The sequence below is a fragment of the Acinetobacter sp. YH12236 genome (assembly GCF_013417645.1).
Classification (GTDB): Bacteria; Pseudomonadota; Gammaproteobacteria; order Pseudomonadales; family Moraxellaceae; genus Acinetobacter.
Window position 1 is genome coordinate 58,701 of record NZ_VPDM01000019.1, and the last position, 9,238, is coordinate 67,938.

At 44.3% G+C, this 9,238-nt stretch carries 9 protein-coding genes and 1 pseudogene; 2 read left to right on the top strand and 8 right to left on the bottom strand.

What is annotated here, in order from left to right:
• Positions 1-99: 99 nt before the first annotated feature.
• The 6 genes from FTV14_RS09770 to glnK form a co-directional block, all read right to left on the bottom strand.
• A complete protein-coding gene (locus FTV14_RS09770) occupies positions 100-759 on the bottom strand; it encodes a riboflavin synthase (protein WP_180053832.1) in 660 nt (219 codons plus the stop codon).
• A gap of 23 nt (positions 760-782) precedes the next feature.
• On the bottom strand, positions 783-2,075 hold the full coding sequence (locus tag FTV14_RS09775; RefSeq protein ID WP_034703433.1) for a DNA adenine methylase: 1,293 nt from the start codon (positions 2,073-2,075) through the stop codon (positions 783-785).
• Entirely contained in the window at positions 2,072-3,160 is a 1,089-nt protein-coding gene (ribD, locus tag FTV14_RS09780; protein WP_166136492.1) for a bifunctional diaminohydroxyphosphoribosylaminopyrimidine deaminase/5-amino-6-(5-phosphoribosylamino)uracil reductase RibD, read from the bottom strand. The genes FTV14_RS09775 and ribD overlap by 4 nt, the downstream gene beginning before the upstream one ends.
• Before the next feature lie 2 nt (positions 3,161-3,162).
• Positions 3,163-3,630 carry a transcriptional regulator NrdR gene (gene nrdR, locus FTV14_RS09785; RefSeq protein ID WP_004787309.1) on the bottom strand — a complete coding sequence of 156 codons (468 nt, stop codon included), beginning with the start codon at positions 3,628-3,630 and terminating at the stop codon, positions 3,163-3,165.
• A 139-nt stretch (positions 3,631-3,769) separates the two neighbouring features.
• On the bottom strand, positions 3,770-5,185 hold the full coding sequence (locus FTV14_RS09790) for an ammonium transporter (protein ID WP_180053833.1): 1,416 nt from the start codon (positions 5,183-5,185) through the stop codon (positions 3,770-3,772).
• A 60-nt stretch (positions 5,186-5,245) separates the two neighbouring features.
• Positions 5,246-5,584 (bottom strand): P-II family nitrogen regulator, encoded by a 339-nt coding sequence (gene glnK, locus FTV14_RS09795; RefSeq protein WP_004650081.1) that lies wholly within the window; start codon positions 5,582-5,584, stop codon positions 5,246-5,248.
• 278 nt (positions 5,585-5,862) lie between these two features.
• Between glnK and FTV14_RS09800 the strand changes: the two genes are divergently transcribed.
• Both FTV14_RS09800 and FTV14_RS09805 read left to right on the top strand, forming a co-directional pair.
• Positions 5,863-6,090: an accessory factor UbiK family protein gene (locus FTV14_RS09800; RefSeq protein ID WP_034703445.1), complete on the top strand. Its 228-nt coding sequence runs from the start codon at positions 5,863-5,865 to the stop codon at positions 6,088-6,090.
• Between the two features lie 65 nt (positions 6,091-6,155).
• Entirely contained in the window at positions 6,156-7,646 is a 1,491-nt protein-coding gene (locus tag FTV14_RS09805; protein WP_180053834.1) for a YifB family Mg chelatase-like AAA ATPase, read from the top strand.
• A 47-nt stretch (positions 7,647-7,693) separates the two neighbouring features.
• Here the strand turns inward: FTV14_RS09805 and FTV14_RS09810 are convergent, their stop codons facing one another.
• Both FTV14_RS09810 and FTV14_RS09815 read right to left on the bottom strand, forming a co-directional pair.
• Complete coding sequence (locus tag FTV14_RS09810; protein ID WP_180053835.1) at positions 7,694-8,422, bottom strand: TorF family putative porin; 729 nt, start codon at positions 8,420-8,422, stop codon at positions 7,694-7,696.
• Positions 8,423-9,145: 723 nt separating this feature from the next.
• Positions 9,146-9,238, bottom strand: a pseudogene (locus tag FTV14_RS09815) (IS5/IS1182 family transposase); the annotation flags it as partial.

Sequence of the window (9,238 nt, forward strand, 5' to 3'; positions counted from 1 at the left end):
CACTGGGGCTAAAATCGCGAGTTGAGCTACGTATTATCCCGAAAAATAAAAAGACAGTCTAATTTTTCAATTAGACTGTCTGGTAATTGCTCAGTGGATTTATTTCAAAAAACCATTTTCGGCTAAGAATTCCATGCTGATTTTAGACTGCTCTGAAGTTTCTGCGGCCTTTTCACCAAGCAATAAACGCTCGATATAACGTGCCAGTACATCCACTTCCAGATTGACTTTAGTGCCTAACTTCCAGGTACCAATATTGGTACGTTCGGCTGTATGCGGGATCAGATTCAGACTAAGGATATTTCCACGCAAGTGATTGATGGTCAGGCTGATGCCATCTACTGTTATAGAGCCCTTCTCTGCCAGATATTTGGCAATTTCTTTTGGTGCAGTCACTTCAAAGTAGATGGAACGAGCATCTGAACGTACCACCGTAATTTCACCTACAGCATCGACATGACCAGAGACGATATGTCCGCCAAAACGTGTAGTTGGCAGCATTGCCTTTTCGACATTTACAGGCTGGCCGACTTTCCAGTTAGCCAGTGTAGTCCGGTCCAGGCTTTCACGTGATACGTCTGCAGCATACCAGCTCTCGCCCCACTCAATTACGGTCAGACAGATGCCATTGGTGGCAATCGAGTCACCCAGATGTACATCGGACATATCCAGATCCGTCTGGATGCGTAAACGCACATCACCGCCAACGCTTTGCAGGCTCTCGACCTTGCCCAGACTTTCAATAATACCTGTAAACATCTTTATTTCCTTTTTCTCTGCGCTTACCACAAGGCCAACTGGGTGCTCACGCCGGTCGTATCCACACCGCCCAGCTCGGCATAATGATGCAACTGGCTCAGTAATTGACGGATTGGCGGTCCTGACTTGGCATGCGTGTCGGTAATTACAATAAATTCCAATACGCGTGCACGTTCAGACTGGCGCTGCTTACTGACACGATAACGTGGCACATCCTGAGTGAGCAAGGTTACACGGCCACGTTTCAGGTTGGCCTGCAGCAAATCTGTGGCACTGATATTACCATCGGTTGAATAACTGGTCAGGATAAAACGCGCATTAATGGTCGCCAACAAAGTTTCATAGGCTTCTTTGGCATGCTTGGATGAGTTGTACTGACTTGGACGTTCTTTACGCCATGCACGGTCAATCCCGCTCTTGAAGCCTTTAGTGTCTGGAGTCGGTAAATCCACCTGATCCCACAGCGTTAAAGCATTGAGTACATGATAGTTACTACTATAGGCATGCTGGTTATACGGTGGATCCAGATAAGCCACATCGACTTCAAAACCACTCATCTGATTGGCTAAGTGTTGGGCATCCACACACCACATTTCTGCGGCAGGTCCTTGATGCTTAGCATCTTCACAGAAACGGCTTGGCGTTAACCAAAGTAGTGATTCAATGCGTTCTAGTGCAGTCTGGGTTTTACCGCCCCAACCATGATGGAAACTTTTAAATACACCTGAGGTATTGCTGACAAAACTGGCTGAATAGAGCAGCGGTGCCAGCAAAGCACTCATTTCCACGTCATCAATCGCACCTTGAGCCTGCCAGGTGGCAATCTGCTGACGGATGGCATCGATACGCATGCCGTTACGGCGTTTGAAGAACAAACGGTCTCGGGTCGGATCATAAATCTCATCATTACGCGGACACAGGTTATGTGTCACCCAGCCTTTAACTTCAGGCAAACGGTTCAGATAATCAATCGCTTTCTGATAGCCACCGAGCTCTTTAAAGGCAGGTGCTTCAGTACAAGCTAAAACTGCATGATTGAGTGCATGACTATAGGGTTCCCAGTCATTGGCAATGACACGATAGCCATTTTGACGTGCCAAACGTGATACCACACCAGAACCGGCAAAGAAATCGGCAAATATCGGCGCACGGCCATCTTCGCGTTTTAAGGTTCCCGTGCTCTCAAGTGCTTCCAGAATTAAATGTAGTAAACGGCGTTTGTTCCCCAAATAAGGAACCAACTGATGGAAAAGATATTCATCTGTGGTACGTGCTGCATGGCGACGTTTGTGGTAAACCGTAGACTCTGAATTCATAGTGTCTCTTGAGAGGGAATTAACCTGAAGCGCACGTCATCACCCAAACGGGTCACGTCCTGCAACTTGAATCGAAGTTGTTCTGCCATTCGGCTGAATTCTGCATTGAACATACTACGCGCAGTTTGCCCCAATAAAGTCGGTGCAACATAACTGATGAGTTCATCCACCAGCCCTGCCTGTAAAAATGCAGTAGATAAAGTCGCACCTGCTTCCACCAGCACATCATATATCTGATGCTGCTGAACCAGTTGCTGTAATAATTCTTGTAAAGACTGAATCTCAAGTTGGGTCACACCCAGGTCAGCCAGTTCCGGACGATATGGCCCCATGACCATTACCGTTTCCGGCTGTTCCAGAATTTTGGCAGTGAGTAGCAAACGGCCTTGGCGATCCAGAATAACCCGCTTTGGCTGAACGATGCTGTTAATATCATCAACACCCTTCAGACTACGGACATTAAGCTGACAGTCATCTGCTAATACGGTTTCAATCCCAGTAATCACCGCACCAGAAATCGCACGCCAATGTTGCACATCCTGACGAGCTTCTGCACCGGTAATCCATTTCGATTCACCGGATGCCATAGCCGTACGGCCATCTAAGCTTGATGCAATTTTGAGACGCACATAAGGCATACCGGTTGCCATGGCTTTCAGAAAGCCATCATTCAGCAGATGCGCTTCATCTTCACAAATACCCACTTCAACGTTGATACCAGCATCTTTCAGAATCTGCACACCTTTACCAGCAACCAGTGGATTTGGATCAGGACAGGCAACAATCACTTTAGCCACACCTGCTTCAACCAATCCTTTGGCACACGGCGGTGTACGACCATAATGCGCACAAGGTTCCAGCGTCACATACGCAGTTGCACCGCATGCCTGCTCTCCCGCCTGACGCATGGCAAAGACTTCCGCATGAGGCTGACCGGCTTTAGGATGGAAACCTTCACCCACGACTACGCCATCTTTGACAATGATACAGCCGACATTCGGATTCGGTTTAGTGGAGTACTGCCCCTGACGTGCCAGTTCGATGGCACGGCGCATCCAGATTTGATCTTGAGTGAGTTCAGTCATGCTTATTCTTGAAACTCACCACGTTGCTGCATCTGTTCAATCTGACGACGAAAGGCTTCGACATCCTGGAAATCCTGATACACCGAAGCAAAACGGACATAAGCCACATGATCAAGTGCGAATAGAGATTGCATGACAATTTCACCAATAGTACGTGATTTCACATCTCGCTCACCCAGACGGCGAATCTGCAACTGGATATCACTCAGCACCGTTTCAATCTGTTCTTGAGTCACAGGACGTTTCTGCAAGGCATGCATCAGTGAGCGACGTAATTTGGCTTCATCAAAGGGTTCATTCTTGCCATCGGATTTGATGACACGCGGCATCACCACTTCATAACTTTCAAAGGTAGTAAAACGTTCATTACAACTGACGCATTCACGACGGCGGCGAATCTGGCAACCTTCAGCGGCCAGGCGTGAATCAATCACTTTACTGTCTGGTGTATTGCAAAATGGGCAATGCATAGCGGTTTAATTGAACAAATCCTGATGATTTCCGAGTGTAGCAAAAATTCCAAACTTTGTAGAGTTTTACGCAACATATAGAAAAAAAACAGCCCAGATGGGCTGTTTTACACAATATATTGATTATTGTTTTAGCAGATTATTCTACACGTTCGCCATGTTGACTTAAGTCCAGACCCATGCGTTCATCATCAGAAGAAACACGGATACCGATGATCAGATCAATCACTTTAAGAATCACGAAAGTTAATACTGCAGAGTAAGCGATGGTTGCAAGTACACCTTCAACTTGAACCCAAAGTTGGCTCATTACATTTGCTGGAGCAGCATCACCCATGATGAATTCGCTTGCGAAGAATGCTGTCAGAATCGCACCAACGATACCACCCACACCGTGTAGGCCAAAGGCATCCAGAGAATCATCAGCTTTCAGTGTACGTTTCAGAGCAGTAATACCCCAGAAACATACCACACCACCGATCAGACCCATTGCCAGGGCACCACCGACAGTGACAAAACCAGCTGCTGGAGTAATTACCACCAGACCTGCTACCGCACCAGAAGCCCCACCTAATACAGATGCTTTACCACGTACTACTTTTTCAGTAATTAACCAAGAGATCGCTGCTGCCGCTGCTGCAACTTGAGTTACGATCAGCGCATAACCTGCAGAACCATTTGCACCCAATGCTGAACCACCGTTGAAGCCGAACCAGCCTACCCAAAGTAAGCTTGCACCGACTACAGTTAAAGTCAGGTTATGTGGCGCCATTGATTCACGGCCAAGACCCATACGTTTACCAAGCATGTAGGCTGCAACCAGACCCGCTACACCTGAGTTGATGTGAACGACTGTACCACCAGCAAAGTCAAGCGCACCGTCGTTGCCTAACCAGCCGCCGCCCCAGACCCAGTGAGTAATTGGTGCATACACCAGAATCACCCAGAGTGCAATGAATGCCACAAAAGCACCAAACTTCATACGCTCAGCAATCGAACCGCTGATGATGGCAACCGTAATAATGGCAAACGTCATTTGGAAGATCACGAACAGGATTTCAGGAATTGTGCCTGAAAGCGCATCGGTGGTTATTCCAGCCAGCATGAGCTTGTCCAAACTGCCGATAAAGGCATTTCCTTCACCAAAGGCCAATGTATAGCCAATCACGACCCAGGCAATACTGACTACGGCTGCAGCAACAAAGCTGTGTGCCATGGTTCCCAATACGTTTTTCTTACGGACCATACCGCCATAGAACAGGGCTAAACCTGGAATGGTCATCAGTAATACAAGGGCTGTTGAAGTGAGAATCCAGGCTGTATCGCCAGTATCGAGAGTAGCTTCTTCTTCTGCAGGCACTGCTGGTTCAGCTGGCGCCACTTCAGCAATCTCTGCTGTAGTTGTGTCTGTTGTTGTAAGTGAAGTATCACCAGTCTCTGCAACAAGTGCGACTTCTTCAGTAGGTGTTGGTGCTGTTACGGCCTCTTCAGCCCACGCAACAGAACCACCTAAAAGAGCGCTGGACAAGCCGAACGCCATTAGCATTTTTTTCATTCGTATCCCCCAACCATGTTTTTTGTGAGTTATTAGGTACTCAGCAAACTTCGTGCCAAATTAAACAGCGTCTGCACCTGTTTCACCGGTACGAATACGGATGACTTGTTCTAAGTTAGTTACGAAAATTTTTCCGTCACCGATTTTGCCAGTGCTTGCAACACGAGTAATTGATTCAATTACCGAATCAACCATTTCGTCGCTGATTGCGATTTCAATTTTGACTTTCGGTAGGAAATCTACAACGTATTCAGCACCACGATAAAGTTCAGTATGGCCTTTTTGACGACCAAAGCCTTTGACTTCAGTCACAGTGATGCCTTGAACACCAATTTCAGATAATGCTTCACGCACATCATCCAATTTGAAAGGTTTTACAATTGCAGTTACGAGCTTCATGTTTGTTTTCCTTCGGCTTATTTCACCAGTAAGGTTTTATGTTCAAATTTCATGCCAAGATTCCTAAGGTCGGGGGAAATTAGAAAGCCCGGCACGATGTTTCTTGCTCTTTTATTTTATACTTATAACGTATTGGAATCTGCACAAATTGGATATTTTTTATGTGGATTTTTACAATATTACTAATCGAAGCAGCCTATATTTTATCTGAAATACTGTAAGTCACTCTTGCAGCAATGCTACACTGTCCGCGCATTTATATGGCGATGGATCAGATTATGATTGAAACCCTGTTACAAGCAATTTTGCAGCAAGTTGAACACCCTAAAAAGGACCTGGAGCACAATCTGCGTGCCCTGCTCAATGAAGCCGTCAGTAAAATGGATTTAGTGTCTAAAGAAGAGCTCGAACGTCAACGCACTGCCCTAAATAATGCCAATCAGCGTTTAAATGTTTTACTAAAACAAGTCGAAGAGCTAGAAGAAAAAGTCTCGATTAAAAAATAAGCACAACTACAGTGCACAAAAGACACGAGAACAATAAAAATAATGCACTATATTGGAACAACAATATGTCTTTTGCCAAAATTTATACGCGAGGCCTGTTAGGCCTGCATGCACCTTTAATTGAAGTCGAAGTTCATGTCAGTTCTGGCATGCCTTCCCTCACCATTGTGGGGCTTCCTGAAGCCGCAGTCAGGGAAAGTAAGGATCGGGTTCGCTCTGCCATTCTGAATAGTGGCTTTCAGTTTCCGACCAAACGCTTAACCATTAATCTGGCACCTGCTGATCTACCTAAAGATGGCTCACGTTTGGACTTGCCGATTGCTTTAGGCATTTTAGTGGCCTCAGGGCAGCTTCCAGAAAATTGTACTAATAATCTTGAGTTTATTGGGGAGCTGGCCCTAGATGGTCAATTGCGGCCTGTAACAGGAATCCTGAGTATTGCAATCGCCTGCCAGCAGGCACAGCACCAACTGATCTTGCCGAGTCTGAATGCTCAGGAAGCCTCTCAGCTCCCGGATTTTCAGGTATTTGCTGCCAATCATTTACAGGAAGTCTGTGCACATCTGGCTCAAGCAGAAACCTTGCCCCCGTTTAAGACCAGTCCATTAGATCAGCACTCTTTTTATAAATTTGATCTTGCGGATGTGAAAGGACAATTGCGACCACGACGTGCCTTGGAAATTGCAGCTGCAGGTGGCCATTCCCTGCTGTTCCGCGGCCCACCTGGTACAGGTAAAACCTTATTAGCATCGCGCCTCGCCAGTATTTTACCTCCCTTAAATACTCAGGAAAATCTGGAAGTTGCTAGTATCTATTCAATTGCCAATGCCAATCATCCCTTTGGCCAGCGGCCATTTCGGGCACCGCATCATACTGCGTCTGCCATTGCACTGGTCGGCGGTGGCTCACATCCTAAACCTGGAGAGATCACACTGGCACATTTGGGCGTTTTATTTCTAGACGAACTGCCTGAGTTTGACCGCAAGGTTTTAGAAGTATTACGTCAGCCGCTTGAGTCCAAAGAAATTGTAATCTCACGTGCTTCCCGGCAAATTACTTTTCCAGCCAACTTTCAGTTGGTGGCAGCCATGAATCCCTGTCCATGCGGTTATGCATTTAATCAGGACAGCCGCTGTCAATGTTCACCTGAAAGCATCAAGCGTTATCAGAACCGGATTTCTGGTCCATTACTGGATCGGATTGACCTGCATATTGACGTACCACCTTTACAGGCACAGGAGTTACAGGACAATAAACCCGTCGAAAACTCTGAAACCGTCAGACAGCGTGTGATCACCGCCTATAATATTCAGATCGAACGGCAAAACGCCTTAAACATGAGTCTTAGTCCGAAACAACTGGAACAATATGCCCCTCTCGATCCACCAGCTCAGAAAATGATTGAACTGGCGCAGCAGAAACTGAATTTATCAGCACGAGGCTATCATCGCATTTTGCGTGTTGCCAGAACCATTGCCGATCTTAACCAAAGTCCAGATATTCAGACTGGGCACTTATCGGAAGCCTTGTCTTATCGCGGGCAGCAGCAGATTTAGAATATTAAAAAAGGCGACCTGAGATCGCCTTTTTTAAACCCCAAAGATTAGAAGCTGTAGCCTAGTCCTAATACCACTTTATTTTTCTGTTTATCTTCAAAACGGTTATAACCACCAAAAATATAATTCATGCTGGCGGTGATGCCTGTATCAGCAAGTGGCTTGCTTAGACCGATATCGAAATGACGGAAACCGAAACTGTTTTCTGTTCCTTTTATGTCGCCATCTTTGGCATAAATATATAGGCCAAGTGCAGTATCCAGACTAAAATCTTTTGGCAGTGCATAGCTATAGGTGCCTTTTAGATAGGTATCCCCTGCATTACCCCAATCAAGATCTTCAAGCAATGTTTGAGCAGTCACACCAAAATCTTTGTACGTCAGACCCAGCATGGTTTCAAAACCATTTGAGCCTGTATTGCCAATATCATAATAGTAATAATAAGTTAAACCCGCTGTATAACCCCAGTCTTCATTGATTGAACCGTTATAGCCCGCATAAAAATCATTTTCAAAGGCATTGGGCAAATCATCACCATAGTCTAATGTCGAACCCCACCAGCCTGCATAGAAGCCAGAGGCGTGATTATAGTCAAGTCCGCCTTGTAAAGTAGCTCCGCTATTTTCAGGTGTGTTGGTAATCCCACGCAGGTTATAGCTTGAAAGTACACTGATATTTCCAGAAACTGAATGTTCAGCAGCTGGTTCATCCGCTAAAGTGAAAGAAGATGCAGCACCTAGTAAAGCAAAAGATAATACTTTTAATGTTGATTTCATTGTATGACTCCCCCAGATCGTCTGAGACGTTTTTATGATATTGATTAAACTCAAGTTCAAAATTTGCAAGAGCTATGCCAATCTGGAATAAAACAACTGAAATCTGATGAATAAAAATAAAATAAATATCTATGTTTTTGTTTTTAAATTATATTTAATTTTTTAATAAAAGTACTTTGATAGATTCTTTTTAACACTGGCCCTTTTTCAAAGATTTATTTTCTTTTTTCGCCCTTATACATAATCATTTACAAGTTGCGCCATTTTGAAACTATTTTCGCTTTGATTAAATTTTGTGCTAAAAAAAGGTGCAGAAATAAAAGGTAAAGAAGCAGATTGCTCTATTCGAGTTTTTGATTCTTGCCCAAACTCAGAAATTTCTGGATTAAAAAGTTTAAAATAGTGCTAAGCAACAAAAAGTGACTCTCATAGAATGACTTTTTATTATTCGGCAATCTATGCGCATTTTTGGATTTATAAATATTTAAATTAAATATTTATATATTAAAATTCAATAATCTATAATCAATTCTCACTTTTAAGAAATTATTAATGAAGAGTCTGATACAGAAAATGAAGATTTTGAACACTCAACTTTTTCATTCTAAGAATTTTAATTTTAAATATTATTGATGCACTCATGAGTCATACCCTTCAGAGAATTTAGATTTAAAAAAATCTTTGTTTTTAGGGTCTGTTGACACTTACTGTTCATAATTAACCCTATAACGGTAGCCATAAAAATATACAGGCTAAGGCAACAGAACTTTGATAATTTCTTTTGAGCTTGTCATATCGAGTAGCTATTCCTCTAAA

Bases quoted from the DNA above. Each gene is read 5' to 3' on its own strand.
- ribD (WP_166136492.1), bottom strand. From the start codon at position 3,160: ATGACTGAACTCACTCAAGATCAAATCTGGATGCGCCGTGCCATCGAA.
- FTV14_RS09805 (WP_180053834.1), top strand. From the start codon at position 6,156: ATGTCTTTTGCCAAAATTTATACGCGAGGCCTGTTAGGCCTGCATGCA.
- FTV14_RS09800 (WP_034703445.1), top strand. From the start codon at position 5,863: ATGATTGAAACCCTGTTACAAGCAATTTTGCAGCAAGTTGAACACCCT.
- nrdR (WP_004787309.1), bottom strand. From the start codon at position 3,630: ATGCATTGCCCATTTTGCAATACACCAGACAGTAAAGTGATTGATTCA.
- FTV14_RS09770 (WP_180053832.1), bottom strand. From the start codon at position 759: ATGTTTACAGGTATTATTGAAAGTCTGGGCAAGGTCGAGAGCCTGCAA.
- FTV14_RS09790 (WP_180053833.1), bottom strand. From the start codon at position 5,185: ATGAAAAAAATGCTAATGGCGTTCGGCTTGTCCAGCGCTCTTTTAGGT.
- glnK (WP_004650081.1), bottom strand. From the start codon at position 5,584: ATGAAGCTCGTAACTGCAATTGTAAAACCTTTCAAATTGGATGATGTG.
- FTV14_RS09810 (WP_180053835.1), bottom strand. From the start codon at position 8,422: ATGAAATCAACATTAAAAGTATTATCTTTTGCTTTACTAGGTGCTGCA.
- FTV14_RS09775 (WP_034703433.1), bottom strand. From the start codon at position 2,075: ATGAATTCAGAGTCTACGGTTTACCACAAACGTCGCCATGCAGCACGT.